Annotated in this window: 25 protein-coding genes; 9 read left to right on the forward strand and 16 right to left on the reverse strand. The window is 71.6% G+C overall.

Features of this window, described 5'->3' with window-relative positions; translation table 11 throughout:
• Nucleotides 1-63: 63 nt before the first annotated feature.
• Nucleotides 64-2,334: a transglycosylase domain-containing protein gene (locus ABZ951_RS10280; RefSeq protein WP_344095086.1), complete on the reverse strand. Its 2,271-nt coding sequence runs from the start codon at nucleotides 2,332-2,334 to the stop codon at nucleotides 64-66.
• Nucleotides 2,335-2,572: 238 nt separating this feature from the next.
• Between ABZ951_RS10280 and ABZ951_RS10285 the strand changes: the two genes are divergently transcribed.
• The 5 genes from ABZ951_RS10285 (at nucleotide 2,573) to ABZ951_RS10305 (ending at nucleotide 7,474) form a co-directional block, all read left to right on the forward strand.
• Nucleotides 2,573-3,529 (forward strand): SPFH domain-containing protein, encoded by a 957-nt coding sequence (locus tag ABZ951_RS10285; RefSeq protein ID WP_344095088.1) that lies wholly within the window; start codon nucleotides 2,573-2,575, stop codon nucleotides 3,527-3,529.
• Nucleotides 3,526-3,771, forward strand: coding sequence for a hypothetical protein (locus tag ABZ951_RS10290; RefSeq protein ID WP_344095090.1), 246 nt, complete (start codon nucleotides 3,526-3,528; stop codon nucleotides 3,769-3,771). The genes ABZ951_RS10285 and ABZ951_RS10290 overlap by 4 nt, the downstream gene beginning before the upstream one ends.
• Nucleotides 3,772-3,867: 96 nt before the next feature.
• On the forward strand, nucleotides 3,868-4,392 hold the full coding sequence (locus ABZ951_RS10295) for a PadR family transcriptional regulator (RefSeq protein ID WP_344095092.1): 525 nt from the start codon (nucleotides 3,868-3,870) through the stop codon (nucleotides 4,390-4,392).
• Nucleotides 4,389-5,075 (forward strand): ABC transporter ATP-binding protein, encoded by a 687-nt coding sequence (locus ABZ951_RS10300; protein WP_344095094.1) that lies wholly within the window; start codon nucleotides 4,389-4,391, stop codon nucleotides 5,073-5,075. Before ABZ951_RS10295 ends, ABZ951_RS10300 begins: the two co-directional genes overlap by 4 nt.
• Nucleotides 5,072-7,474 carry an FtsX-like permease family protein gene (locus ABZ951_RS10305; protein ID WP_344095096.1) on the forward strand — a complete coding sequence of 801 codons (2,403 nt, stop codon included), beginning with the start codon at nucleotides 5,072-5,074 and terminating at the stop codon, nucleotides 7,472-7,474. Before ABZ951_RS10300 ends, ABZ951_RS10305 begins: the two co-directional genes overlap by 4 nt.
• A 121-nt stretch (nucleotides 7,475-7,595) precedes the next feature.
• Here ABZ951_RS10305 and ABZ951_RS10310 read toward each other — a convergent pair whose 3' ends face one another.
• Nucleotides 7,596-8,630 (reverse strand): hydrogen peroxide-inducible genes activator, encoded by a 1,035-nt coding sequence (locus ABZ951_RS10310; RefSeq protein WP_344095098.1) that lies wholly within the window; start codon nucleotides 8,628-8,630, stop codon nucleotides 7,596-7,598.
• A 133-nt stretch (nucleotides 8,631-8,763) separates the two neighbouring features.
• Between ABZ951_RS10310 and ABZ951_RS10315 the strand changes: the two genes are divergently transcribed.
• Together ABZ951_RS10315 and ABZ951_RS10320 are read left to right on the forward strand one after the other, a co-directional pair.
• Entirely contained in the window at nucleotides 8,764-9,318 is a 555-nt protein-coding gene (locus ABZ951_RS10315) for a peroxiredoxin (protein ID WP_344095100.1), read from the forward strand.
• Between the two features lie 6 nt (nucleotides 9,319-9,324).
• On the forward strand, nucleotides 9,325-9,858 hold the full coding sequence (locus tag ABZ951_RS10320; RefSeq protein ID WP_344095102.1) for an alkyl hydroperoxide reductase: 534 nt from the start codon (nucleotides 9,325-9,327) through the stop codon (nucleotides 9,856-9,858).
• Between the two features lie 178 nt (nucleotides 9,859-10,036).
• Here the strand turns inward: ABZ951_RS10320 and ABZ951_RS10325 are convergent, their stop codons facing one another.
• The 4 genes from ABZ951_RS10325 to ABZ951_RS10340 form a co-directional block, all read right to left on the reverse strand.
• Nucleotides 10,037-11,464 carry an AI-2E family transporter gene (locus ABZ951_RS10325; RefSeq protein ID WP_344095104.1) on the reverse strand — a complete coding sequence of 476 codons (1,428 nt, stop codon included), beginning with the start codon at nucleotides 11,462-11,464 and terminating at the stop codon, nucleotides 10,037-10,039.
• A gap of 169 nt (nucleotides 11,465-11,633) precedes the next feature.
• A complete protein-coding gene (locus tag ABZ951_RS10330; RefSeq protein WP_344095106.1) occupies nucleotides 11,634-12,359 on the reverse strand; it encodes a transglycosylase SLT domain-containing protein in 726 nt (241 codons plus the stop codon).
• A 487-nt stretch (nucleotides 12,360-12,846) separates the two neighbouring features.
• Nucleotides 12,847-14,169, reverse strand: coding sequence for a PhoH family protein (locus ABZ951_RS10335; protein WP_344095108.1), 1,323 nt, complete (start codon nucleotides 14,167-14,169; stop codon nucleotides 12,847-12,849).
• Nucleotides 14,170-14,650: 481 nt separating this feature from the next.
• Nucleotides 14,651-15,412, reverse strand: coding sequence for an isoprenyl transferase (locus ABZ951_RS10340; RefSeq protein ID WP_344095132.1), 762 nt, complete (start codon nucleotides 15,410-15,412; stop codon nucleotides 14,651-14,653).
• Between the two features lie 111 nt (nucleotides 15,413-15,523).
• On the opposite strand from ABZ951_RS10340, the gene mgrA reads away from it, so the two are divergent.
• A complete protein-coding gene (gene mgrA, locus ABZ951_RS10345) occupies nucleotides 15,524-16,570 on the forward strand; it encodes an L-glyceraldehyde 3-phosphate reductase (protein WP_344095110.1) in 1,047 nt (348 codons plus the stop codon).
• Between the two features lie 409 nt (nucleotides 16,571-16,979).
• Here mgrA and ABZ951_RS10350 read toward each other — a convergent pair whose 3' ends face one another.
• The 3 genes from ABZ951_RS10350 to ABZ951_RS10360 all read right to left on the reverse strand — a co-directional run bounded on the left by ABZ951_RS10350 (nucleotide 16,980) and on the right by ABZ951_RS10360 (nucleotide 19,728).
• The gene (locus ABZ951_RS10350) at nucleotides 16,980-18,200 is read right to left on the reverse strand and encodes an MFS transporter (RefSeq protein WP_344095112.1); all 1,221 of its coding nucleotides are present in this window, start codon (nucleotides 18,198-18,200) and stop codon (nucleotides 16,980-16,982) included.
• Between the two features lie 156 nt (nucleotides 18,201-18,356).
• The gene (locus tag ABZ951_RS10355; RefSeq protein WP_344095114.1) at nucleotides 18,357-18,938 is read right to left on the reverse strand and encodes a TetR/AcrR family transcriptional regulator; all 582 of its coding nucleotides are present in this window, start codon (nucleotides 18,936-18,938) and stop codon (nucleotides 18,357-18,359) included.
• 76 nt (nucleotides 18,939-19,014) lie between these two features.
• The gene (locus ABZ951_RS10360; RefSeq protein ID WP_361279611.1) at nucleotides 19,015-19,728 is read right to left on the reverse strand and encodes an A24 family peptidase; all 714 of its coding nucleotides are present in this window, start codon (nucleotides 19,726-19,728) and stop codon (nucleotides 19,015-19,017) included.
• A gap of 113 nt (nucleotides 19,729-19,841) precedes the next feature.
• Here ABZ951_RS10360 and ABZ951_RS10365 point away from each other — a divergent pair, with 113 nt between their 5' ends.
• Nucleotides 19,842-20,204 (forward strand): DUF192 domain-containing protein, encoded by a 363-nt coding sequence (locus ABZ951_RS10365; RefSeq protein ID WP_344095118.1) that lies wholly within the window; start codon nucleotides 19,842-19,844, stop codon nucleotides 20,202-20,204.
• 94 nt (nucleotides 20,205-20,298) lie between these two features.
• Here ABZ951_RS10365 and ABZ951_RS10370 read toward each other — a convergent pair whose 3' ends face one another.
• From ABZ951_RS10370 to ABZ951_RS10400, 7 genes are all read right to left on the reverse strand, one after another.
• Nucleotides 20,299-21,540, reverse strand: a complete 1,242-nt coding sequence (locus tag ABZ951_RS10370; RefSeq protein WP_361279614.1) for a hypothetical protein — start codon at nucleotides 21,538-21,540, stop codon at nucleotides 20,299-20,301.
• A gap of 99 nt (nucleotides 21,541-21,639) precedes the next feature.
• A complete protein-coding gene (locus ABZ951_RS10375) occupies nucleotides 21,640-22,257 on the reverse strand; it encodes an OmpA family protein (protein ID WP_344095122.1) in 618 nt (205 codons plus the stop codon).
• A gap of 9 nt (nucleotides 22,258-22,266) precedes the next feature.
• Nucleotides 22,267-22,851 (reverse strand): hypothetical protein, encoded by a 585-nt coding sequence (locus tag ABZ951_RS10380; protein ID WP_344095124.1) that lies wholly within the window; start codon nucleotides 22,849-22,851, stop codon nucleotides 22,267-22,269.
• 116 nt (nucleotides 22,852-22,967) lie between these two features.
• Entirely contained in the window at nucleotides 22,968-23,648 is a 681-nt protein-coding gene (locus tag ABZ951_RS10385; protein ID WP_344095134.1) for a pilus assembly protein TadG-related protein, read from the reverse strand.
• A complete protein-coding gene (locus ABZ951_RS10390; protein ID WP_344095137.1) occupies nucleotides 23,645-23,824 on the reverse strand; it encodes a hypothetical protein in 180 nt (59 codons plus the stop codon). Before ABZ951_RS10390 ends, ABZ951_RS10385 begins: the two co-directional genes overlap by 4 nt.
• A 279-nt stretch (nucleotides 23,825-24,103) precedes the next feature.
• Nucleotides 24,104-24,991 carry a DUF5936 domain-containing protein gene (locus ABZ951_RS10395; protein ID WP_344095126.1) on the reverse strand — a complete coding sequence of 296 codons (888 nt, stop codon included), beginning with the start codon at nucleotides 24,989-24,991 and terminating at the stop codon, nucleotides 24,104-24,106.
• A gap of 9 nt (nucleotides 24,992-25,000) precedes the next feature.
• Nucleotides 25,001-25,939: a type II secretion system F family protein gene (locus tag ABZ951_RS10400; RefSeq protein WP_344095128.1), complete on the reverse strand. Its 939-nt coding sequence runs from the start codon at nucleotides 25,937-25,939 to the stop codon at nucleotides 25,001-25,003.
• Nucleotides 25,940-25,941 lie beyond the last annotated feature (2 nt).

Genomic DNA, 25,941 nt, shown 5'->3' on the forward strand with positions numbered 1-25,941 from the left:
GTGTCCCGGTGCCGGGTTTGCGTGTCCCGGTGCCGGGTTTGCGTGTCCCGGTGCCGGGCCGGGTCAGTCCTTGGGCTCCAGGCGCCCGCCGTTGGGCAGCGTTCCGCCTTCGTTCCCGCCGCCCGCGGTCGGCGAGGGCTTGTTCGTCGGCGTGGGGGGCTTCGGCGGCCGCGGGGACGGCGAGGCGGGCGGCGAGGCGGGCTGGGAGGACGGCGGCTTGGAGGCGCCGCTGGGCGACGGCGACTGGGACGTCCGCGACGGCGTGGCCGACGGGGTGTGCGACGCCTGGGGCGACGGCTGCGAGGAGGCCGGCGGGGCCGGCGGCGGGGGCACCACGGCCGCCTCGTCCGTGCGCAGGTCGAACTCGGTGTCGCCGTCCGCGGACTCGGCCATGTAGTCGGCCCAGATCTCGGCCGGGTAGCCGCCACCGTTGACGCGGCCGGTCTCGACGCCGCCGGTGTTGGTCAGCGGCACCTGCTTGCCGCCGGGCCCCTCTCCGAACATGCCGACCGTGGTGACCAGGTCGGGGGTGTAGCCCGAGAACCAGGCCGACTTGTTGTCGTCGGAGGTGCCGGTCTTGCCCGCGACCGCGAACTGGGCGTTCTGCACGGCCTTGGCCGTACCGTCGTTGACCACGCCCTTGAGGACCTGGGTCACGTTGTCGGCGTTGGTGCGGGTGAGGACCTGGTCGCCGATCGGGTCGGGCATCTCCAGCTTCTGGCCGCCGTTGCGGGTCACCGAGGCGACGAGCGTCGGGGTGACCTTCTTGCCGTGGTTGGCGAGGGTGGCGTACGCACCGGCCATCCGCAGCGGGCTGGCGCCCATGGAGCCGAGGGACATGGCCGGGACCTCTTCGAAGTTGCCGGCCTTGCCGTTCATGCCCATGTCGACGGCGGTCTTCTTGACCTTGTCGAGGCCGACGTCGACGGCCATCTGCGCGAAGGCGGAGTTGATCGACTTGTTCATCGACTCCTGGACCGTCACCGGCCCGTAGCTCACGTCGTCCTCGTTCTGCGGGGCGAAGGCCGTGGCGCTGTTGCGGATGGGCCGCTTGCTGGTGCCGTCGTAGATCGTGCCGGCCGTGATGGGACGGCCGTCCTCGTTGCGGGACTGGTTCTGCAGCGCGGAGGCGAAGATCAGCGGCTTGAAGGTGGAGGCCGGCTGGTAGTCCTCGCGCGTGGCGTTGTTGCTGAAGTGCTTGAGGTAGTCCTGGCCGCCGTACAGGGCCACGACCTTCCCCGTCTTGCGGTCCACCGACACGGCGCCGACCTGGGCGTACTCGTCGACCTTGCGGACCTTGGGGTCCAGCTTGCGGGTCACCTGCTGGTGGACCGCCTGCTCCAGGTTCTTCTGCTTCTTCGGGTCGATGCTGAGCGTGATCGTCCAGCCGCCGGCGGCCAGGTCGCTCTCGCTGCGGCCCTGCTTGCGCAGCGCCCGCTCGATCTCCTGCTCGGCCGCCTTGACCAGGTAGCCGTTCTGACCGCTCAGGCCCTTCGGGGGCTTGGGGTCCTTCGGCACCTCGAAGTTCATGCCCTTGCGCTTCTCCGCGTCGAGCCACTTCATCTCGACCATTTTGTCGAGGACGTAGTTCCAGCGGGCCTTGGCGTTGCGCTTGCCGTCGTCGGTGGCCACCGTCCAGTCGTACTGACTGGGGGCCTGCAGCAGGGCGGCGAGGTAGGCGCCCTCCTCAAGGCTGAGCTTGTCGACGTCCTTGTTGTAGTACGCGCGGGCGGCGGCCTGGATGCCGTAGGCGTTCCGGCCGTAGTAGCTCGTGTTCAGGTAGCCCGCGAGGATGTCCTTCTTGTCGACCTTCTGCTGCACCTTGAGCGAGATGATCAGCTCCTTCACCTTGCGGGTGACGGTCTGCTCCTGGCTCAGGTACGAGTTCTTCACGTACTGCTGGGTGATGGTCGAGCCACCCTGCTTGCCCCGGCCCATCACGGTGTTGAGGATGCCGCGGGCGGTGCCCTTCATGTCGACACCGGGGTCGGTCCAGAAGTTCTTGTTCTCGGCGGCGACGACGGCGTCCTGGATGTTCTTGGGGATCTTGTCCAGGGGCACCTCCTCGCGGTTGACCTGGCCCGTGCGGGCCAGCACCGTGCCGTTGCTGAGCTTGTAGATGTTGCTCTGCAGCTTGGTCGCAGTCTTGCTGTCGGGCACGTCCACGTACAGGTAGAGCGCCACGAAGGCGCCCGCGCCGAGGGCGATCAGACCCACGAAGTAGGCGAGCAGCTTCTTCCACGTGAAGAAGCGGCGTATGCCGGTCTTCTTGGGCTTCTTGCCCTTTGCAGTGCGGGTGCTGTTCTGCGCCCGTCGCGCTTCCGCTCGGCCCATCTCTCCCGTAGCTCCACTCTGTCCGCCCCCAACCCAGCTCACGAAGCTAACACCGCAACTGTCACCAAACGCCCATCGATCTGGCCTTTGAGGCACGTGACATACAGCACCCCGATCGGCGGGAACCGGGCGCGGAGCAGCGCGGAAAACCGTACAGGGCGATATTGTGCTATCACTTTGCTAGACAGTCGGCGGGACGGATCCAGCACGCCCGCCGCAAGAAACAGGGGGAGCAGCCATGCCCGACACCGCCCACACACCGGACGCGACGCCGCAGGTCAACGCGCCTGACATGCCCCGGCCACGGGTCCGCGAGGTCCCGGCCCACGACATCGGCGGCGGACTCGCCCTGCTGCTCGGGCTGGTGGGGCTGCTCGCCGGGGCCGGCGTGACCGTCCTCGGCGCCCGGTTCGGCGCCGACGGGAAGACCGGCCTCGCCGTGGCGCTCGTCGTCGGCGGCATCCTCGTCGCCCTCGCCTCGCTCATCGCGATGTGCGGGCTGAACACCGTGGCGCCCGGCCAGGCCCGGGTCGTCCAGCTGTTCGGCCGCTACCGGGGCACGATCCGCACCGAGGGCCTGCGCTGGGTGAACCCCTTCACCAGCCGCGACAAGATCTCCACCCGGGTGCGCAACCACGAGACGGCCGTCCTGAAGGTCAACGACGCCTACGGCAACCCCATCGAGCTGGCCGCCGTCGTCGTCTGGCGGGTGGAGGACACCGCCCAGGCGATGTTCGAGGTGGACGACTTCCTGGAGTTCGTCTCCACCCAGACCGAGGCCGCGGTCCGGCACATCGCCATCGAGTACCCCTATGACGCGCACGACGACGACGCGCTCTCCCTGCGCGGCAACGCCGAGGAGATCACCGAGAAGCTCGCCCTGGAGCTGCACGCCCGCGTCGAGGCCGCCGGGGTGCACATCATCGAGTCGCGCTTCACCCACCTCGCCTACGCTCCGGAGATCGCCTCCGCCATGCTCCAGCGGCAGCAGGCCGGCGCGGTGGTCGCCGCCCGCAAGCTGATCGTGGAGGGCGCGGTCGGCATGGTCGAGGAGGCGCTGACGCGGATCAACGAGCAGGGCATCGTGGAGCTGGACGAGGAGCGGAAGGCGGCCATGGTCGGCAATCTGATGGTGGTGCTGTGCGGCGACCGGGCCGCGCAGCCGGTCCTGAACACCGGCAGCCTCTACCAGTGACGGAGGACCTCCCGCAGAAGCGAGGGCCGCGGCAGCGCAAGCAGGTGCTGCTGCGGCTCGACCCGCTCGTGCACGACGCCCTGGCGCGCTGGGCCGGGGACGAGCTGCGCAGCGCCAACGCGCAGATCGAGTTCCTGCTGCGCAAGGCGCTCACGGACGCCGGCCGGATGCCCCGGGGCACGGGCTCCCTGCCGCGGCGCGGCCGCCCGCCCAAGAACGCCCCGGAGGACGCCGCCGACTGAGAGCCCCCTCAGGGCCGATCTCGTTCCGCATGATTTCGGCCAGCTGTGCCTTGCATCTATACATGCCGCGTATACACCGGGTGTATTCTCTGCGGCATGTCAATCGGACACACCCTGCTCGCCCTCCTGGAGTCCGGGCCGAGCCACGGCTACGACCTCAAGCGGGCCTTCGACGAGCGCTTCGGCCACGACCGTCCGCTCCACTACGGCCAGGTCTACTCGACCATGTCGCGCCTGCTGAAGAACGGCCTCGTCGAAGTGGACGGCATCGAACACGGCGGCGGCCCCGACCGTAAGCGCTACGCCATCACCGACGCGGGGATCACGGACGTCGAGCAGTGGCTCGGGCAGCCCGAGAAACCCGAGCCCTACTTGCAGTCGACCCTCTACACCAAGGTCGTCGTCGCCCTGCTCACCGGCCGGGACGCCGCCGACCTCCTCGACGGGCAGCGGGCGGAGCACCTGCGCCTGATGCGCGAGCTCACCCGGCGCAAGAGCACCGGCGACCTCGCCGACCAGCTCATCTGCGACCACGCCCTCTTCCACCTCGAAGCCGATCTGCGGTGGCTGGAACTGACCGCTGCCAGGCTCGATCAGCTGGCGAAGGCGGTCGGCGCATGACCCCGGCCGGTTCCCTGCTGGCCGCGACCGGTCTGCACAAGGCGTACGGGCCGACCCCCGCGCTCGTCGGCGCGGACTTCTCCGTCCACCCGGGCGAGGTCGTCGCCGTCATGGGCCCCTCGGGCTCCGGCAAGTCGACGCTGCTGCACTGCCTCGCCGGCATCGTCCGCCCGGACGCCGGCACGGTCCGCTACGGGGCGCGCACCCTGTCGGAGCTGTCGGACGGGGAGCGCAGCGCGCTGCGGCGCGGCGAGTTCGGCTTCGTCTTCCAGTTCGGGCAGCTCGTGCCGGAGCTGACGTGCGTGGAGAACGTCGCGCTGCCGCTGCGGCTGAGCGGCGTCCGCCGCAAGGACGCCGAGGCCCGCGCGCTGGAGTGGATGGAGCGCCTGGAGGTCGCCGACGTCCGGGGCCGCCGCCCCGGCGAGGTCTCCGGGGGCCAGGGCCAGCGCACCGCCGTCGCCCGCGCCCTCGTCACCGGCCCCCGGGTGATCTTCGCCGACGAGCCGACAGGTGCCCTCGACTCCCTCAACGGCGAGCGCGTGATGCAGCTGCTGACCGAGGCCGCCCGCGACACCCGGGCCGCCGTCGTCCTCGTCACGCACGAGGCGCGGGTCGCCGCCTACTCCGACCGCGAAGTGATCGTCCGGGACGGCCGCGCCCGCGACATGGCGGGCGTCGCATGAGCGCCCGCGGCACCGAGCGGGCCGGTCACGGCCCCGCCGACCGGCCCACCGGCCCCACGGGCGCGGCCGCCTGGGCGCGCGACCTCACCTCCGGCGCCCGCTTCGCCTTCACCGGCGGCCGCGAGAGCTGGCTGCGCACCGCGCTGACCGCCCTGGGCGTCGGCCTCGGGGTGACACTGCTGATGATCGCGACGGCCGTGCCGGAGATGCTCTCCGAGCGCCACGAGCGGAGCATCGCCCGGCTGGCACCCGACATGCCGGCGGCGACGATCGCCCCGGGCCCCGCCACCCTGCTCCACCGCGATGCCGCCACCGACTACCGGGACCAGCCGATCGGGGGCGCGCTCCTGCGGCCCGACGGCCCCCGCGCCCCGGCGCCGCCCGGAGTGGACCGCATACCCGGCCCCGGCGAGATGGTGGTCTCCCCCGCACTCTCCCGGCTGCTGGACTCGCCCGACGGCAAGCTGCTGCGCGAGCGGTTCCCGCAGCGCGTCGTCGGCACCATCGGCGACGCGGGACTCATCGGCCCCAGCGAGCTCTACTACTACGCCGGCAGTGACCGCATCACCACCGGCACCGGTGCCGAGCGCATCGACCACTACGGCCAGAAGTCGGACGGCTTCCTCCCGCAGGGCCCGGTCTACCTCATCTTGATGATCATGATGTGCGTCGTCCTGCTGATGCCCGTCGTCGTCTTCATCGCCACGGCCGTCCGCTTCGGCAGCGAGAACCGCGACCGCAGGCTCGCCGCGCTGCGCCTGGTCGGCGCGGACATCCGCACCGTCCGCCGGATCGCCTCCGGTGAGGCGCTGTGCGGCTCGCTGGTGGGGCTGGCCGTCGGCGTGGGGATCTTCCTGTCCGTCCGGGAGCTCGCCACCCGGGTGACGGTCAAGGACACCACCGTCTTCCCGTCCGACATGGCGCCGAGCCCCCTGCTGGGGGCGATCATCGCGATCGCCGTGCCCGCCTCGGCCGTCCTCGTCACCCTCTTCGCGCTCCGCGGGGTCGCCGTCGAACCGCTGGGCGTGGTCCGCGACGCGGTCGCCCCGCGCCGCCGGCTGTGGTGGCGGCTGCTCTTCCCGGCCGCCGGCGTGGCCCTTCTCCTGCCGCTGCTCAGCAGGGCCTCCGGGCCGTTCGGCACCTCGGCCGACCCGTTCCAGCTCACGGCGAGCGCGGTGCTGATCCTCGTCGGTGTGGCGGCCGTGCTGCCGTGGCTGGTGGAGACCTGCGTCGCCCGGCTCCGGGGCGGCCCGCCCTCCTGGCAGCTGGCCGTCCGGCGGCTGCAACTGCACAGCGGCGCCGCGGCCCGCACGGTCAGCGGCATCACCGTCGCCATGGCGGGGGCGATCGCGGTGCAGATGCTCTTCGCCGGGACCCAGGGCTTCACGGAGGACACCGACGGCGTGCCGCCGACCCACTCCCAGATGAGGGCCTCCTACCGGCCGGTTCCGGCGGCGGAGGTGCGCGGCTACACCGAGCGCTTCCGCGCGACCCCGGGCGTGGTGGGGGCGCTGGGCGTGGTGACCACGTACGCCGACAGGACCGATAAAGCGGCGGACGAACGGGGGGTCACCTCCGTCAGCGTCGGCGACTGCGCGACGCTGCGGGAGATGGCCCGGCTGGACTCCTGCGCGGACGGGGACGTGTTCGTCGCCCGGAAGGACGGCGGTTTCGACACCGCCCGCGCGTTCCCGCCCGGCACCGGCCTGACGATGGAGGAGTACGCCGAGAGCGCCCGGGACAGGATCCCGCGCGTCTACCGGTGGACCGTTCCCGCCTCGGCCCGGGTGGTGGCGACCCGCCCCGACCCGGCCGGTGAGCACCACGACGGCATCCTGGCCACACCGTCCGCCGTCGACATCACCAAGATGCCCGAGGCGGAGACCGTGCTGATGGTCAAGTCCCGCCCCGGCGACCTGGACGCCCTCGAACGGGTCCGCAACACCGCGGCCGGCATCGATCCGGGGATGCACATCCGCCGCATGGGCGGCGTGGTCAAGGTGGACCACTACACCGCCATCGAGCGGGGCCTGCTGATCGGATCCGCCCTCACGCTCGCCGTCATCGGCGCGAGCATGCTCGTCTCCATGCTGGAACAACTGCGGGACCGCAGGCGGATGCTGTCCGTCCTCGTCGCCTTCGGCACCCGCCGCTCCACCGTCGCCTGGTCGGTGCTGTGGCAGACGGCGATACCCGTCGCGCTCGGCCTGGTGCTCGCCGTGCTCGGCGGTCTCGGCCTCGGCTGGGCGATGCTCGAACTGGCCGGCGGGAGCGTCAAGGACTGGCTGGTCTTCCTGCCCGTCATCGGCGGCGGCGCGGCGGTCACCTTGCTGGTGACGCTCGTCAGCCTGCCGTTGCTGTGGCGGCTGATGAGAGCGGACGGCCTGCGGGAGGAGTGACGCCCCGCCCGGCGGAGCACCGCCGGGCGAGCCACAGGTCACAGGTATCGGATATCAAGTAGCAGGTAAGGGGCGACGACACGGGGCGTCGCCCCTTACCTGTTCCTACCCGGCCCTTTTTCTACCCGGTGCGGTCGCTGACGATGCGGACCGGCAGGCTGCGGAGCTCCGCGCGCAGCGCGTCCGCGAACTGCTCGAACTCCCCCTGCCGCGCCGCCCCGGAGCGCATGGCCAGGGCGACCCGGCGCGCGGGCGCGGGGTCGGCGAAGTAGCCCGTGGCGAGCTGTTCGCTGCGGCCGGTCTCGACGCGCAGGGCGGTGCGCGGCAGCAGGGTGACGCCCATGCCGCCACCGACCAGCTGCACGAGGGTGGAGAGACCGGCGGCGCTGGTCGTCACCGGCGCCCCGGTGGTGCGCCCCGCCTCCCGGCAGATGTCGAGCGCCTGGTCGCGCAGACAGTGGCCCTCGTCCAGCAGCAGCAGGTCCAGCTCGCGCAGGGCCTCGCGCGGGATGTCGCCCCGGCCGGCCAGCCAGTGGTCACTCGGAGTGACCAGGACGAAGTCCTCGTCGAAGAGCGGCAGCTCGGTGACGCCGGGCGCGCCGAGGGGGACGGCGAGCAGCAGCAGATCGAGCCGCCCCTGGGACAGCCCGTCCAGCAGGGAGAAGGTCTGCTCCTCGTGCACCTGGAGATCGAGGTCGGGATACTTCCCGTGGACCAGCCGCAGGACCGTCGGGAGCAGATAGGGCGCGACGGTCGGGATCACCCCCAGACGGAGCACTCCCGTGAAGGGCGCGCGGGCCGCGTCGGCCTCCTCCAGCAGAGCGCCGACGGCGTCGAGCACCGTGCGGGCCCGGGCCGCGAGCCGCTCCCCCGCGGCACTGAGCAGCACCTTTCTCGTCGTACGCTCGAGGAGCTGCACATCGAGGACCTCCTCCAGCGCCGAGACGGCGCCGGAGAGCGCGGGCTGGCTCATGCCGATCGCGGTAGCCGCGTCCCGGAAATGCAGGTGCTCCGCCACGGCCACGAAGGCGCGGAGCTGCGCCAGGCTGGGCTGGCGGGGCCGGGGCGGGGAGACCTTCGCGGCCCCCGCCGCGGGGTCGGGCGAGCGGCCCGCCGGGCTCTTGCCGGGGTCCGCCCCCGGGGTTATGGGCGACATAACTGATAACCACCTCCGATCAACTCCACTCAGTCTAGCTATTTCCGTTATCAATGCCTCCTGTGGCAGGGTGGCTCTCGTCCAACCCGAAGGAAACTCCCATCAGGGACTACCTCGTTTGCAAGGAGAGCGCGTGCTCACTGTCGGTGACAAGTTCCCCGAGTTCGACCTGACCGCCTGCGTCGACCTTGACGCGGACAAGGCCTTCGCCCAGATCGACAACAAGACCTACGAAGGCAAGTGGAAGGTCGTCTTCTTCTGGCCGAAGGACTTCACCTTCGTCTGCCCGACCGAGATCGCCGCGTTCGGCAAGCTGAACGACGAGTTCGCCGACCGCGACGCCCAGATCCTCGGCGTCTCCGGCGACTCCGAGTTCGTGCACCACGCCTGGCGCAAGGACCACGCCGACCTGCGTGACCTGCCCTTCCCGATGCTGGCCGACGCCAAGCACGAGCTCATGCGCGACTGCGGCGTCGAGGGCGAGGACGGCTACGCCCAGCGCGCCGTCTTCATCGTGGACCCGAACAACGAGATCCAGTTCACCATGGTGACCGCCGGTTCCGTGGGCCGTAACCCCAAGGAGGTCCTGCGGGTCCTCGACGCCCTGCAGACCGACGAGCTGTGCCCCTGCAACTGGACCAAGGGCGAGACGACCCTCGACCCGGTCGCGCTTCTCGCGGGCGAGTGACCTGATATGTCGCTCGACGATCTGAAGTCCGCCGTACCGGACTTCGCCAAGGACCTCAAGCTCAACCTCGGCTCGGTCATCGGCAACTCCGAGCTCCCGCAGCAGCAGCTGTGGGGCACCGTGCTCGCCTGCGCGATCGCCTCGCGCTCGCCGCGCGTGCTCACGGAGCTGGAGCCGGAGGCCAAGGCCAACCTCTCCCCCGAGGCGTACAACGCGGCGAAGGCCGCCGCGGCCGTCATGGCGATGAACAACGTCTACTACCGCACCCGGCACCTGCTGTCGGACCCGGAGTACGGCAATCTGCGGGCGGGCCTGCGGATGAACGTCATCGGCAACCCGGGCGTGGACAAGGTCGACTTCGAGCTGTGGTCGCTGGCGGTCTCCGCCATCAACGGCTGCGGCATGTGCCTCGACTCCCACGAGCAGGTGCTGCGCAAGGCCGGCGTGAGCCGCGAGACGATCCAGGAAGCGTTCAAGATCGCCGCCGTCCTGCAGGCGGTCGGCGCGACGCTCGACTCCGAGGCCGTGCTCAACGGCTGACGCCTCACCCCCATGCGAAACGGTCCGCCGGCTACTGCCGGCGGACCGTTTCGTCGTGTGGCGGCCCACCCCGGCGGGACCGCTCCCGCGCGGACGCCTCCGTCAGGATCCGTCCGCCGGGGCTCGTCCGCGTCGGGGCCCGTGCGTGTCGGGGCCCGTGCGTGTCGGGCGGAGCGGGTCAGTCCGCCCGGGTCTCACCCGGTGGTGCCCCGGCCCCGCCCGCCGGAACGCTCGGCTCCGGGCCGGGCCGCTTCACGGGAACGGCCGCTTGCAGGGCCTTCTCCTTGGCGTGCGCCCGCAGATAGCCGACCACCGTATTGGTGACGGCGGCCAGCGGAACGGCGACCACCGCACCGCCGATGCCCGCGACCAGCGAGCCCGCGGCCACCGAGAGCACCACCGCGAGCGGGTGGACGCGCACGGCCCGGCCGAGGATGAACGGCTGGAGGACGTGGCCCTCGATCTGCTGCACCGAGAGCACCACGACCAGCACCATCGTGGCCGTGAACACATCCCTCGTCACCAGCGCCACGACCACCGCGAGCGCCCCGGAGACCACGGCTCCGACCAGCGGGATGAAGGCGAAGAGGAAGATGAAGACGGCCAGCGGCACGGCCAGCGGCACATCGAGGAAGAACAGCCCCACACCGATGAAGATCGCGTCGATCAGGGCCACTATCACCGTGCCGCGCACATAGGCGGTCAGCGTCGCCCACGCGCGCGGGCCCGCGCCCGCGACGCCTTCCCGGGCGGCCGCCGGGAACAGCTTGAGCAGCCACTCCCAGATCTTGGGGCCGTCGTAGAGCAGGAAGAGCGTGCTGAACATGGCCAGCAGGATGCCCGTCAGCACCTCGATGATCACCTGGACGCCCTCTATGCCAGCGGAGGTGATGTCCTTGGTGTTGGTGCCGATCGCCTGACTGAGATTGTCGGCGATGTTGTTGATCTGGTCCTCGGTGACGTGGAACGGGCTGTCGAGCAGCCACTGCTTCAGGTCGTTGATGCCGTGCTGCACCTTGTTGGACAGATCGTCGAGGTTCTCGGTGACCTGCCAGACCACGAACCAGCCGACCAGGCCCATCACGATGAAGCCGGAGATGAAGGTCATCGCGGTGGCGAGCCCTCGCGGCACGCCGTGCCGCTTGAGCATCGCGACGGTGGGCTGCAGCAGCGCCGTGATCAGCAGGGCGGCGGTGAAGGCCAGCACCACCAGTTGGACGGCACTGATCACCCGCATCAGCACCCATACGGTGCCGGCGAGGATCAGCAGCCGCCAGCCGACCTCGGCCGCGACCCGCACCCCCCAGGGAACCGTCGCCACGGGATCGGGGAGCGCGGAGACCGCCGGCGCGTAGTCGGGCGGCGGCGGGACGTGCTCGGCCTGCGGCCCGGCTGCCGCCTCCGGCTCGGATACGGGCTCGTGCGTGGGCTCGGGCGTGGGTGCGGGCGCGGCGGCGCGTACCGGCTCGGGGCCGAAGGCCGAGTCGCTCCCGGGCGCCGGCGGTGGCGCCGTGCCCTGCTCCTCGGGCTTTTGGCCCTCGAGTCGTTCGGCGAGACGGGTCAGACCCGCCCCCACGCCTCCGACCCATCGTGGCAATCTGGACATTTTTCTTCCTCTACCCCACTCCCCCGTGGCCATCGTCATGACGTTACCCGTGCCCACTGTCATCGGGACCGACAGGTGTCGTCGGGGAAGACACACATGGCCCCCGACCGGTTGAGGTCGGGGGCCATGTGGAGGCATGGAGTTACCGGCGGTATCGCCTAGCGGCGGCCTAGTACCACTGGTTGGCCTGCCAGAACGACCAAGCGCCGCAGGGGCTGCCGTAGCGCTCGTTCATATAGCCCAGGCCCCACTTGATCTGGGTGGCCGGGTTGGTCCGCCAGTCGGCACCGGCGGAGGACATCTTGCTGGCGGGCAGCGACTGCACCAGGCCGTAGGCGCCCGAGGAGGGGTTGGTCGCGGTGTAGTCCCAGGTGCTCTCGTTGTTCACGATGTTGCTGAAGCACTGGAACTGGTCGCCCGGGATCATCTGCCGGGCCATGGCCTGGACCTCGGCCACGGAGTAGGAGCTCTTGACCGCGAAGTCGGAGGCGTCGCGCGAGGCGGACCGGCTGCTGACCTCGTCCTTCTTCTCGCGCTCGGCAGCGGCGGCCTTCTCCTTCTCCTCCGCCTCCTTCTTGGCGGCGGCGTCCGCGGATTCCTTCTTCGCGGTGGCGTCCTCGGCCGCCTGCTTGCGCGCGGCCTCCTCGACGTCCTTCTTGGCGGCCGTCTCGGCCACCTCGGACTGGGTGTCCGCCTGCTGCGTCAGGGAAGCGGTCTGTGCGCGGACGTTCTGTCCCGCGGGGAGGTCCGCGAGGATCGTCGCGTCGGCTGCGGTGGCCTCGACCTGACCGGTCGTGCCCTGATCGCTGCCCGAGGCGACACCTACGACGGCGCCGACGGTGGTGACCGCGGTGGCGGACGCCACGGCGAATCCCCGGACCGAAATCCGGCTCACACGGTTTCCTTCCAGCATCGTCCGCTTAGGTGACCTCGCGGGCGCAATCGTGCCCCTGGCACTGGCCTCCGCTTACCCGCACCGCGCGAACGCGGAGCGGCTGGTCACAGAAGGCACTGACCCGGTGGGCCCTCCCGCGAAGGAGGTCCGCGTGATGCTCGGGCGGCATACGGCGACGCTGTTCAGTTCTGTGGTGCGGAACCCCTGAGGGTGCCGAGGTGCCGTATGCGGGGCCTGACAGGACCCAGACTTTGCCCGACGGGGACGCCCCGAGGCAATTCCGCGTTGCGTGGGAAAGCTCACACGCCGTTTACTCCTGCGGTTTTACGGAAACCCCCGCGCCGCACAACAGCGCACGGCTAAGCTCCTTGGCTTTGCCGCGCGCTGTCCGCGATCCGCCGCTGGGCGGCGGGTGTTCTGTTCACTTGTCTGTGGGCTGTCCGAACCGACCGGGCGGATACGGCGGCCCGTATCCGCCCTTACGGCCTCAGATGCGGCCGTCCTCCAGCATTTCGGTCACCAGCGCCGCGATGGGCGAGCGCTCCGAACGGGTCAGCGTGACGTGCGAGAAGAGCGGGTGTCCCTTCAACTTCTCGACCACGGCGACCACTCCGTCGTACCGTCCGACGCGGAGGTTGTCGCGCTGTGCCACATCGTGGGTGAGAACCACCCGCGAATTGGCGCCGATACGCGACAGAACGGTCAGCAGGACATTCCGCTCCAGGGACTGCGCCTCGTCCACGATCACAAATGCGTCGTGCAATGACCGGCCCCGGATATGGGTGAGCGGCAGCACCTCCAGCATGCCGCGCCCGACGACCTCCTCGATCACCTCGGCGCTCGTCACCGCCGAGAGGGTGTCGAAGACCGCCTGGGCCCACGGGCTCATCTTCTCGGACTCGCTGCCCGGCAGATATCCCAACTCCTGCCCGCCGACCGCGTACAGCGGCCGGAAGACCATCACCTTGCGGTGCTGCTGCCGCTCCAGGACGGCCTCCAGGCCCGCGCACAGCGCCAGGGCCGACTTTCCGGTGCCGGCCCGGCCGCCCAGCGACACGATCCCCACGTCCGGGTCGAGGAGCAGATCGAGCGCCACCCGCTGCTCGGCGCTGCGGCCGTGGATCCCGAACGCCTCCCGGTCGCCCCGCACCAGCCGCACCGACCCGTCGGCCGTGACCCGGCCGAGCGCCTTGCCCCGCTCGGACTGCAGCACCAGTCCCGTGTGCACGGGCAGTTCCGCGGCCTCGGGCACCTCGGCGGCCTCGGCGGCGAACAGCTCGTCGACGAGCTCGGCGGTGACGGTGAGCTCCGCCATTCCCGTCCAGCCGGAGTCGGTGATGGCGAGCTCGGCGCGGTATTCCTCCGCGAGGAGGCCCACCGCGGACGCCTTGATGCGCAGCGGCAGGTCCTTGGACACGACGGTGACGTCGTATCCCTCCGCCTGCAGATTGCGGGCGACCGCGAGAATGCGCGAGTCGTTGTCACCGAGCCGGAACCCCGCGGGCAGTATGCCCGGATCCGAGTGATTGAGCTCGACCCTGAGCGACCCGCCCAACTCCCCGATCGGAATCGGTGAGTCGAGACGGCCGAATTGCACCCGGTATCCGTCGAGCAGACGCAGGGCCTGCCGGGCGAAATAGCCGAGCTCGGGGTGGTGCCTCTTGGCCTCCAACTCCGTGACCACCACGACGGGCAGCACGACCTCGTGCTCCTCGAAGCGGGACATGGCGCCTGGGTCGGCCAGCAGGACGCTGGTGTCGAGAACATAGGTGCGCCGGTCGTTATCACGGCGCTTCTTGCTGGTCACCACGGGTGGACGAACCCCCTCGGGGAGAGGTCGGGGCGCGACGGCGTCGCCGGGGAATGGGCCGGGTGCATGCCCTTCGAGGGCCGGACGCCGGCCCTCCGCGTCGTCCGCGCGACCTGTCGGGTCCGCACGGTCCGCACGGTCGTCGTCCGTGTGCAAAGGGCCTCCCGGGCGGACGGCCCCATGCCGCCCGCTGGCAGAGCGACGGTCTTTGGACAGACCGTCGGCCTGGAGGGGATATTCCCGCTAGACAGCTTGACCATGCAACGGCATATGCGACGGGAAGGTGAACCCTCGGTCCGTCAGCGGCCGTACCGGGGACGCTGCCCCGCCGCTCCGCTATCCGTGCGGGCCGCCGCCGGGTCCGGCCGCGCCGTCCCCGCCGTTACCGCCGCGCCCGCCGCGGCACCCCGTGCCGGGAAATACGCACCGGGTGCGGGAGGCGACTGCCGGCGCCGGCCGGAAGGCCCGCCGGGTTCCTGCGTCAGAATCCGTAGCGGCGATGCCGGGCGGCATAATCGCGCAGCGCGCGGAGGAAGTCGACCTTTCGGAAGGCCGGCCAGAAGACCTCGCAGAAGTAGTACTCCGAGTGCGCGCTCTGCCAGAGCATGAAACCGGACAGCCGCTGTTCACCGCTGGTGCGGATCACCAGGTCCGGGTCGGGCTGGCCACGGGTGTAGAGGTGCTTGGAGATGTGCTCGACGTCCACGGTCTCGGCCAGCTCCTCGAAGGAGCTCCCGTTCTCGGCGGCTTCGAGGACCAGCGACCGGACCGCGTCGGCGATCTCCTGCCGACCGCCGTAGCCGACCGCGACATTGACCAGTATTCCGCCGATACCGACCGTGTCCTGCTCGGCCTCTTTGAGCACCGACTGGGTGCGGGCGGGCAGCAGGTCGAGGGTGCCCACGTGGTGGACGCGCCACCGGCCGTCGGCGGCGAGGCCGCGGACGGTGTTCTCGATGATCCCGAGCAGCGGGTTGAGCTCGGCGGCGGGCCGGTCGAGGTTGTCGGTGGAGAGCATCCAGAGCGTCACGACCTCGACGTCGGTCTCGGCGCACCAGCCGAGCAGCTCCTGGATCTTGTCGGCGCCGGCCTGGTGGCCCTGCTCGGGCGTCCGGCCGTCCGCGCGCGCCCAGCGGCGGTTGCCGTCGAGGATGACGCCGATGTGCTTGGGCACCTGGGCGTGGTCGAGGCGGCCTTCCACCCGGCGTGCATAGAGCCTGTACACCAGGTCGCGCAACTTCACGTCTTCCAGCCCCTCCATGCCACGGCGGTCGCCCCGAGGGCGCCACACTACTGCCCGCGTGTCACGAGGACCCAACTCGGTCTGTCACAGGTCCGTGATAGTCAGGTACGCATGACCGATTCCACTCATTCCACTCACTACCGAGCGGCCGCGGCGCGCTACGACGCGATGGAGTACCGGCGCACGGGCCGCAGCGGGCTCAAGCTGCCGGCCGTCTCCCTGGGGCTGTGGCACAACTTCGGCGACGACCGCTCGCTGGAGTCCCAGCGCGCCATCCTGCGCCGCGCCTTCGACCTGGGCGTCACCCACTTCGACCTGGCCAACAACTACGGCCCGCCGCCCGGCTCCGCGGAGCTGAACTTCGGCAAGATCTTCGCCCAGGACTTCCGGCCGTACCGGGACGAGCTCGTCCTCTCCACCAAGGCCGGCTACCTCATGCACCCCGGCCCGTACGGGGAGTGGGGCTCGCGGAAGTACCTGCTCTCCTCGCTGGACGCGTCGCTGGGCCGAATGGGTGTGGACTACGTCGACATCTTCTACTCCCACCGCTTCGACCCGGAGACGCCGCTGGAGGAGACGATGGGCGCGCTGGCGTCCGCCGTCCGGCAGGGCAAGGCGCTGTACGCCGGCGTGTCCTCGTACAACGCCGAGCAGACCCGTGAAGCCGCCGGTCTGCTGCGCGAGATGGGGGTCCCCGCCCTCATCCACCAGCCCTCGTACTCGATGATCAACCGCTGGACGGAGGACGACGGCCTGCTCGACACCCTGGAGGAGGAGGGCATGGGCTGCATCTCCTTCGCGCCGCTCGCGCAGGGGCTGCTGACCGACAAGTACCTGCACGGCGTCCCGGAGGGCTCCCGGGCCTCGCAGGGCAAGTCGCTGGACCCCGGGCTGCTGACCGAGGACGTCGTACGGCGCCTGCGGGGGCTCAACGCGATCGCCGAGCGGCGCGGCCAGTCCCTCGCCCAGCTCGCCCTGACCTGGGTGCTGCGCGACGCGCGGATGACCTCGGCGCTGATCGGCGCGTCCAGCGTGCGCCAGCTGGAGGCGAACATCGCCGCGCTCGGCTCGCCGAAGCTGACCGAGGAGGAGCTGGCGGAGATCGATTCCCTGGCGGTAAGCACCGAGGGCGTGAACATCTGGGCCCGGCGCGGCTGACCGCCGGATCGGTTTCCCGCATCCCGCACGATTCGTCACACAGAGTGACAATCGCCAAAGAAAACGGGCCGGTCCGTGGGGGGGATACGGACCGGCCCGAGGGGGGGTTTCCACCTTAACCGGTCTGAGGCCGTGCTCGATGCACCGAGGAGGGTGACGGCGCGCGGCGTGCTGACACTGGGTGACTTTTTTGATCTTGAAACTCCCTGCCCCCCGTGCCGGCCGGGGGCCCGGGAAGCCCTGTGAGCACTGGCCTTACGGCGTGGAACCAGCCATGCGACCCCAAACGGAATACCAGCTGCCACGTTTTTTCAAAACGTGCTGAAAAGTCATCATCAGCTTGACGTCTTTGCTCTCATCGGCGCGACAAAGCGCAGCTCACCAGCACATTCAGGGCATTTCCTTGCTTTCATGCCACTTCTGAATGAACTGGCACATTCTGATCGTCCTGTCGGGCGTGTCGCACGACCCTGGACGGCTCGGCGGGCCCGGGCGACGGGCGCCGGAGGAGCTCGGGCACGAGCGTGCCGACGCCGATCGCGGCCATGGAGACCCCGATCCACAGCGGAGCCCGCAGCCCGAAGGCGTCGATGGCCACTCCCCCGGCCGACGAGCCGATGATGATGCCGAGGGTGATGAAGGACGAGTGGATGGTGTTGACCAGCGGCCGGGCGTTGCCGGCGCGCTGGACGCGGGCCGCCATGGCCGGGTTCATGGTGACGCCGACCAGACCGATCCCCAGCATGAACCCCACGGCCGGCACCGGCACATGGGCCAGCAGCGCGAACCCGGCGAGGAAGAACGCGTTCAGGACCAGGCCGCACAGCAGGACCCGCAGGGTGTACCGGTCGGCGAGCCGTCCCACGACGAAGTTGCCGATCACCGTGGCGCCGCCGTAGGCGACGAGCAGCAGCGGGACCGTACCGGTGCCGAAGCCGGTGACCTCGGTGAGGATCGGGTTGAAGTAGCTGAACGCGGAGAACGTCGCGCCGATGATGAAGGTGCTGGTGGAGAGCGCCAGCCACAGCCCGGGCCGCCGGAACACGGCCAGCTCCTGCCGGAAGCTCCCGCTGCCCTCGGCGTGCTCGACCGGCGGGACGCCGACGAGCGTGCACAGCGCGGCCACCACCGTCAGGCCGGCGATGACCCAGAAGGCGGCGCGCCAGCCCAGGTGCGCCCCGATCAGGGTGGCCAGCGGCAGCCCCAGCAGGGTGCCCAGCATCAGGCCGTTCATGGCGACGGACATGGCGCGGCCGCGGGCCTCGGGGCGGGTGAGCTGGGCGCAGATCGAGAGGGAGACCCCGAAGAACGCCTGGGAGGCGACGCCGGTGACGATGCGCGCGGCCAGCATGACCTCATAGGCCGGCGCGGTCGCGGCCAGCACGTTGCCCGCGAAGGAGATCGCGAACAGCAGCATCAGCGCCTGCTTCTGGCGCATCCTCAGCAGGGCCACGGTCAGGACGGGGCCGCCGAAGGCCATCGCCATGGCGAAGGCGGTGATGAGATAGCCGATCTCGGGCACGGTGGCGTCCAGCCCCTCGGCCATCTGCGGCATCAGGCCCGCGACGACGAATTCGCTGGTCACGAGGGCGAAGATGCCCAGGGCCAGCACATAGATGGCGCGTGGCATGGCAGGTGTGCTCCTGTGGTTCTCGTTCCGGACTGCTCCGGACTGTTCCTGTTTTGGACTATGCAGTACATAACGTGGCCACGAAAAAACACCCGGGCGTGGGCCCGGGGGTTTCCGGTGGGTGGTGTGCGGCTGGGTGGTGTGCGGCCCGGGGGCTCAGAGCGCGTCGAGCGTGGCGCGGGCGATGCCTTGCAGCGCCTCACGCCCGATGCCGACGCGCGCGGAGACCCGCATGCCGCCGATGGCCGCGATCACGAAGTGCGCGAGGTCGCGGGCGTCCTTGGCGCTGTCGATGTCGCCGTCGCGCTGCCCCGCCTCGATGACGGCCCGCAGCGCCTCGAACCGGCGTCCGTAGTCCTGCTCCAGCTCGCGCGCCACGTCGGCGTCCCGCGCGGCCAGCTCGACGGCGGTGTTGACGACCATGCACCCGCGGGCGGCGTCCGCGGGCGCGCACTCCTCCTCGATGATGACGTCCAGGAGGGCGCGGAGCCTCTCCCGTGCCGGCAGGTCGCCCTCCAGCAGCTCGCCCAGCGTGTCGCTCTTGCGCTCCATGTAGCGCAGCAGCGCCCTGTGGAACAGGTCGTGCTTGCTCTTGAAGGTGTTGTAGATGCTGCTTCGGCCCAGGCCGGTGGCGTCACACAGATCCTGGGTCGAGGTCGCCTCGTACCCGGCGGCCCAGAACGCCTGCATCGCCGCGTCGACCGCCCGCTCCTCGTCGAACTTCCTCGGTCGGGCCATGACCTGAACGTAACACGTTTTGGATCACCCGGTCCAATAGTGTGCGGGGCGGCTCGGCGAGCCTCCCGCGCCGGATTCAGGCACCCCCCAGCAGCCCCAGCCAGGCCCCCAGGATCATGAACGGGCCGAAGGCCATCGCCGTGCCCCGCCCGGCCCGCCGCGTCACCAGCAGGGCCGTCCCGTACAGCGAGCCCAGCAGCAGCCCGGCGAGGGCTCCCCAGCCCAGCACCGGCCAGCCGTACCACCCCAGCGCGCAGCCCAGCCCGACCGCCAGCTTCACATCGCCGAAGCCCATGCCCGCCGGGTGGATCAGGAAGAGCAGGAGATAGCCGCCTCCGAGCGCCAGCCCGCCCAGCAGCGCCCGCGGCCACGAGCCGGCGGCGCCGGGTATGAGCGCCGCCGCCCCCAGCAGCACCGCCATCCCGCCCGCCAGCGGCAGCGTGAGGACATCGGGAAGCCGCCGCACCGAGCGGTCGACCGCCGCCAGCAGCACCGCCACCGGCGCCGCGGCCAGCCACACCCCCAGCTCGGGCCGCGCCCCCACCCCGGCCGCCAGGGCCGCGCACACCAGGGCCGTCACCGCCGCGGGCCACCGCGCCCCCGGCCCGTACGCCTCCCCGCACGCGCCGCACCGGGCGCGGCCCAGCCAGCCCCGGAGCCCGTGGCCGCAGGGGCCCGCCGACCGCCACGGCTCATCCGGCTCGACGCTCAGGCGGTAGCGCGCCCGCGGCAACGAGGCCCCGGCCAGGGCCCCGTACACAGCGGCGAGAACGGTCAACAGCACATCCATGCCCCGAGGTTACGGACATCCGCCGCACCCTGCCGGGGCCTGTGGATAAAGTGCGCGCGAGCGCCTCCCGCCCGGCGGGCGCACCGCCGCAAGGACCGGAAGGGACCACGGACATGGCCCGCAGACAGGACGGCGCCGCCCGCCTCGGCGTCCCCGGCCCGGCCTCCGGCCCCACGCTGGTGCCGCTGGAGATCGCCGCCTCCTACCGCGCGCGCACCCGCGGCCTCCTCGGCCGCGACACCGTCGAGGGGGCCCTGCTCCTCACGCCGGCGTCCAGCGTGCACACCTTCGGGATGCGCATTCCCATCGACGTGGCCTACCTGGACCGGCACTTGACCGTCCTGGCCGTGCGGACCATGCCGCCCGGCCGGCTGGGGGCCCCGCGCATCCGGTCGCGGCACGTCCTGGAGGCGGCGGCGGGCGCCATGGCCGGGTGGGGCCTGCGGCCGGGGGTGCGGGTCCGCATCGACCCCTGACGCAGCCGACGTCCTGGACACCGCCCTCACCGACTCCGCCCTCACCGACACCGCTCTCCTCGACACTGCTCTCCTCGACACCGCCGCCCGGGCGTCAGCCGTCCTCGCGGCGTGCGGCCAGTGCCCAGCCCCCGAGCCCGGCCAGCAGGAGCGACCCGGTGCCGACGCCGGCGTAGCCGATGGCCCGCAGCCGTTCGTCCGGGTGGCTCCCGGCGGTCTCCGTCCGCCGCGCCGCACCCCGCTCGCCCCGGCCGGCCTGCTGGGCCGCCGCCACATCGACGGTGAGCGTGACCGGCACCCCGCCGGACCCCTCCCGGCCCACCTTGGAGTTCAGGCTGACCTGCAGGTAGTACCACCCGGGCCGGCGCATGCCCCGGCCCGCCTCGCCGCCCGCGCCGGACGCCGCCGGGGGCGTGGCCAGCGAGACGGTCGCGGTGCGGCCCTGGTAGCCGGCGATCCTGTTCGTCACGTAGCCGCGCGCGGCGTTGTTCATGCCCAGGCGGATCCCGTTGGTCACGAACGGCCCGGCCGCGGCGGCCTGTTCGGCCCCGAACCGGGCACTGGCGAAGAGCTGTTGGCCGGCCTCGACCGCCACCCGGTAGAAGCGCGTCTCCCCGGGCCGGAGCTCGTCCTTCCATCCGCCGGGCCGGATCATCGCGGCGTCGTTGAAGCCGGAGCCCCCCGTGACGGGTTCCGCCGGGCCCGCGGGGCGCGACGGCGGCCGCGAACTCCAGCCGCCCGACGGCCCGGCCGGCGCGGCCTCCGCCCCTGCCGGCTCCGGCGCTTCGGCCGCGTACGCCAGCTCGACGGGCACGGCCGCGCCGTCCCCGCCCGCCGCCTCGCCCCGCTGCACGGCGAACCGGTAGGTACCCGCCGCCTTGCAGGCCCCGCCCGCCGCCACGACGCGCTCCGCGTAGTCGGCGACGGGGTAGGCGCCCCCGGCCGAGAGGAACGTCCGGTGCCGCCCGACCCCGCAGCGGGTGCCGTCCGCGGTCTCCAGCGCCACGTCGATGCCGTCCCGCGCCCCCATCGTGCTGCCGGGGCGCGGCACGGCCACGGCGGAGACGTACGCGCTGGACCGCGCGTCCAACTCGACCGTGTAGTACTTGCGTTCACCGGGCTTGACGCTGTCGGTGTACACGTGCGCGCCGGGCTTCAGCAGCGGGCCCCCGGCGCTGCTCGCGGAGCCCCGCACCTCCTGGGCGCCGGGGGCCGTCCGGTACGGGACCGCCCCTCCGGCCCGCCCGGTCGCCGCGGCGTTCCCGGCCGCGGCCAGCAGCACCCCCAGCAACGCCACTCCGGTCAGCCCGTCCCTCGCCGTCCCGCGGCCCCTCATCGCACGCCTCCCAGCAGTCCCCGGTCTCAGCGGTGCCCCATCCTGCCCTGCGGTGGCGGGGTGCGCGAGGGAAACGCACGGGTGTCCGGGGCGGGGGCGTCAGTTCCCGGCACGGGGGAAACTGACCTCGACCCGGCGGTTCTTCTTGCGGCCCGCCTCGGTGGAGTTGTCGGCGATGGGGCTCTGCTCCCCGTAGCCGCGGGTGTCGTACTCGACCTTCGAGGAGTCGATGCTCCTGGCCAGTTGTCGCTGTACCGCGTTGGCGCGTTCCTTGGAGAGGGCGAGGCCGTGGGCGTCGGAGCCGAGGTCGTCGGTGAAGCCGAAGACCCGGATGCTGGTGGCGTTCTGCCGCCCGGCCTCGCCGGCGATGGCCCGGATGCGGGCGTGGGCCTCGGGGCTGAGCTCGGCGCTGTCCTTCCCGAAGAGGACCTCGGCCTGCAGGGCGAACGTGACCCGGACGTTGGTGTCCTCGCGGCGCTCGCTGCCGTCGCCCGTCTCGACGACGGACTTGATGTCGAGGACCCGCCCCGGTGCGAGCTTCGCGCCGGGGCGCAGCCTCAGGCCGGAGTCCTTGCTGTCGATCCGCACGGGCGGGGTGGTGTCGGGGGGGCTGCCGGGCCCGCCGTCCGCGGGGGCCGGAAGGGGGCCGGTGACCGCGAGGACGGCGGCCAGGGCGGCGGCCAGGGTGGTGCCGCGACGCATCCGCGGAGTAGGCATGGGCGGCCCTCAGCCCGAGATCTTGACGCGGACGGACGGCATGGTCGGGACCTGGAAGTCGACCTCCGTCACCCCGGCCGGCGGCGCGGGGAACTGCGCGAAGACGGGGCGGCTGTCCTGCGGCTTGATGTTGGACAGCCCGGTGGTGCACAGGCATTCGCCGTCCGTGTCCCGCAGCACCAGATAGCGCTTCTTGCTCGTGCTGTCGACCAGGGAGGCGCCGGAGATGGACGAGCGGGACTTCACGTCCTTCTCCTGCGACAGCCACTTGATCGCGTGGAACGCCTTCGACCCGCGGTTGGTCAGCGTGCCGTTGACGGTCACGAAGCCCCCGGAGTCCCGGACCGCGGAGGTGAGCGTGATGACGACGCCGTCCGCGCCCTTCATCTCGCCTATGACCGTGTCCGGCTTCGCCTCGCCCCCGCCCTTCGCTCTGCCCTGCGGTGTGGCGGACTTCCCGCCGGGTGCGGGGCCCTTCCCGCCGCCGTCGTCACCGTCGTCACCCCCGCACCCGCCGATCGTCAGGGCCGTCACGGCCGCGAGTGCCGCCACGGCAGCGCCCCGGCGGGCCTTCGTCGTGTGCCGCATCCTCATGGGTCGCGTGTCCTTTACTGGTCGAAGTGCTCGTCGAAGTATTCGTCGATGTGCTCGTCCATCTCGTCGGCTCCTGCTGTCCGGCGACCCCGGGACGCCGGCCGGGCCGCGGGCCGTCAGTCGGCGAGGCGGACGGCGAACAGGGCTCTGACCGCCCGCCGCAGGTCCTCCGGGTGCCCGGGGTCGATCGAGACCTCCTGTCCGGCGCAGACGACCTCGATGGGCGGCTTCTGCTCCCGGGGCGACTTCGCGGCGCAGCGCGGTTCGACGACGGCCCGGGCGCTCGCCGTGGGGTAGGTGTTCTCGGTGCCGGGCACGACCGACCGGCCGACGGGCTCGGAGGAGCGGACCGTGACGCTGAACGAGACGGGCAGCGGCCCGCCGCTCACCCGGCACGGGCCCGTGAGGCCGGCGCCGTTGGCGTCCGCGTACGCGGCGGCCTCGCCGCAGGCCGCGTCGGGGCTGCCCACGCGGCCGGTCAGCCAGTCCTCCCAGCCACCGGCCGGCAGGACCGGCCCGGACGGCCCGGACGGCGGCCCGGACGGCTCCGCCGGCCCTGCCTGCCCGGCCGGCCCTCCCAGGGCCGCCAGGAGGCCCGTACGGAGCTGGTCGCGGTAGCTCTGGGCCGCGGCCAGGGCGGCGGCGTCGGCGGCGGTCTGGGTGCCGTTCTTGCCGGCCCCCGCCCGGCCGACGGTGAACAGCGCCAGGGCGAGGAAGAGCAGGCCCGCCACCGCGGTGATGTAGAGGGGGAACGCCTGCCCCGCGTCACGGCGCGGGCGGGCGGCGGTCCCGGTCAGCCGCCGGTCACCTCGGTGATCTTGTCCGAGATCGCGCTGGCGATCGCGCTGCCGAAGTCGGTGCGGGTCAGCACGAGGACGATCGCCACGACGACGGCGATGATGCCCAGATACTCGATCGCGGTCTGGCCGCGGTCGTTTCCCGAGAAGCGCTTGCCCATCGTCTTCCTCTCCATCGACGGCCGGTGTCCGGCCGTGTGGGTGAGTCCCCGTGGTGCCGCTCACGACACGGGAAACGTACGCCGGAACAGGGGCCCCGGAACAGGGTGTCCGGCACCCTTGCCTTCCCTGGAACGGGAGTTGGGACACCATCGAACTCATGCGCCTCACCCAACCCGCGCGGCCCATGGATCTCACCTCCCATCCGCCACGCCCACGCCGAGGAGCCTCGGGAGGACGACTGTCCCATAGCCGATTGCACGCGCGAAGGAACTTCACAGGACTCGGCCACCGCCTCAATCCCCCGTGAGCGAGCCGAAGTCCGTGCCCGAGCCGAGGAAGAACCCGGCCACCAGCAGGATCATCGTGCCCGGCACCATGAACGTGGTGATCACGACCGTCGCCTTCGGCACCGCGCGCGCCGCCCGCCGCCGGGCCTGCTGCGCGTCGGTGCGCCGCATGTCCCCGGCGATGGCGATCAGGGTGTCCACGATGGGCGCGCCCAGCTCCTCTCCCTGCTGCAAAGCCGTGACGAACTGGGCCACTTGTTCGGAGTCGTTCCGCTTGCGCAGTTCCTCGAACGCCTGCCGGCGGCTGACGCCCATGTCCATCTGGCGCAGGGTGATGCGCAGTTCGTCGGCCCAGGGCCCTTCGTACCGCTCCGAGACCCGGTCCAGCGCCTGCCGGAAGCTCAGCCCGGCGCTCACGACGACCGCGAGGACGTCCAGGAAGTCCGGCAGGGTGCGGTCGATGGCGTCCTTGCGTTCGCGAACGGCCGCCCAGATGCCGACCTCGATCCAGAACAGCCCGAAGGCGACCAGCAGGAGCGCGAGGACCGGCCGGCCGTCCAGGAGCATGACCAGCGCGCCCACGAAACCCAGGAAGCCGTAGACCGCGCGCCGCGCCGCGTACCGGTCCACCGTGAGGCCGCCGGGGTTGCCGGCCCGGTCGATCCGGGTACGGACCTTCGCCACCCGCTTCTCGCCCATCATCCGCAGCACCAGCGGCGCGTACCGCATGCCCAGCCGGTCGACGGCCGACCCCATGACCGTCGTGCGGGTCGCCCCGACCTCCAGGGCCAGGGCCAGGTCCGGGGGCAGCTTCAGCTCCGCGCGGTAGAGCGCGATGCCCCCGCACACACCGGCCACGGCCAGCGCGGCCAGCAGGCCCAGCAGGAAGCCCATGCCGCCCCCTCAGACGTCGATCTTGGACAGGCGGCGGATCACGAGGAACCCGAGCGCGTACAGGACGAAGGCGGCGACCACGGCCGCCTGCCCCAGGAACGAGGACGTCATCCGGTCGATCGAGCCCGGGGCGATGCGGTCCATCAGCAGCAGGGTGCCGATGCCCATCAGGGGGACGACATAGGCCGTGACGGTGACCTGCGACAGCTGGGTGCGCACCTCCCGCCGGGTCTCCTTGCGCTCCTCCAGCGTCTGGGTGAGGTTGCGCAGCGAACTGACGACCGCACCGCCCGCTCTGTTCGACAGAACCAGCGTCGTCACCAGGACGACCAGTTCGCGTGAGGGAAGCCGGTCGGCCAGCTCGCCCAGGGCGTCGTCGACGGAGTGGCCGACCGCGAGCTTGTCGGCGACCTTCCCGAGCTCCTCGCCCGCCGGGGCCTCCATCTCCTCCGCCGCCATGCTCAGGGCCGTGCGCAGGGCCAGGCCGGCCTGGGTGGCGTTGGCGAGGATGCGGGAGAGCTCGGGGAGCTGCCCGATGAACTTCTCGATGCGCTGCCGGCGCTGCCGGCCCAGGAGGGCGAACGCGGACCAGACCGCGACGAGCCCGGCCAGCGGCCCGAAGAAGGGGGCGAGGGCCGCGGCCGCGACCAGCCACAGCCCGGCCGCCGTTGCGGCCGTGCAGACGGTGAACTCGGCGGGGGTGACGCTCAGCCCGGTCGAGGCCAGCCGCAGCTCCAGCCACCGGCCCGCCCGGGTGCCGCGCAGCCGCCGGTCCAGGCCGGAGAAGTGGCGCCGGCGGCCGGCGGGGGGCAGGGCGGGGGCGTCGGAGAGCCGGTCGACCAGCGACCGCCGCTGCGCCCTGCCGGCCGCGTACACCTGCGCGCCCACGATGCCGAGCGCACAGCACAGCACGGTGGCGCCGGCGGTCAGCGTGACGAGAGTGTCCATGG

It is taken from the genome of Streptomyces sp. NPDC046215, assembly GCF_040646215.1.
GTDB lineage: Bacteria > Actinomycetota > Actinomycetes > Streptomycetales > Streptomycetaceae > Streptomyces > Streptomyces stramineus.